This window comes from Vibrio sp. 1641 (genome assembly GCF_033339995.1).
GTDB classification, from domain to species: Bacteria; Pseudomonadota; Gammaproteobacteria; order Enterobacterales; family Vibrionaceae; genus Vibrio; species Vibrio alginolyticus.
The window spans coordinates 1-547 of sequence record NZ_JAWOVP010000435.1; the positions used below are offsets into that span (position 1 = coordinate 1).

At 46.6% G+C, this 547-nt stretch carries 1 protein-coding gene; it reads right to left on the reverse strand.

Going from position 1 to position 547, the window contains the following annotated elements:
* Positions 1-547, reverse strand: a 547-nt coding sequence (locus tag R7Z47_RS26410; protein WP_318130972.1) for a DNA primase, incomplete at both ends; no start/stop codon positions are given.

The following is a 547-nucleotide window of genomic DNA, read 5'->3' on the forward strand; positions in this document are numbered from 1 at the left end:
TAACGCTCGCCATGCCGCTTCTTTACCTGCTCGGTCGCCATCGTAACAACACACCACGGTATTGGTTTGGCGGAACAACATTTGAATATGATCGCCCGTTGTCGAGGTACCTAGCGACGCGACGGAATAATCTACGCCGTATTGAGCCAGAGCGACAACGTCCATATAGCCTTCAACCACCAAAATTTGTGCTGGTTCACGATGCGCTTGTAACACTTCATACAGGCCATAAAGCTCTTTGCCTTTATGGAATATTGGCGTTTCCGGTGAGTTGAGATATTTTGGTGTACCTTCACCAAGTACTCGACCACCAAAGCCAATTACTCGACCACGACGATCACGAATTGGAAACATAATACGACCACGAAAGCGGTCATAACGGTTGCCTTTGTCGTTTTCAATCAGCATGCCACCAGTGACAAGCATGTCTTGATTGTCTTTATTCTGGCCGAAGTTTTTGCGGACTAAATCCCATTCGTCAGCCACGTAACCAATGCCAAATTTCTGAACGATTTCACCAGATAGACCACGGTCTTTTAGGTATTCA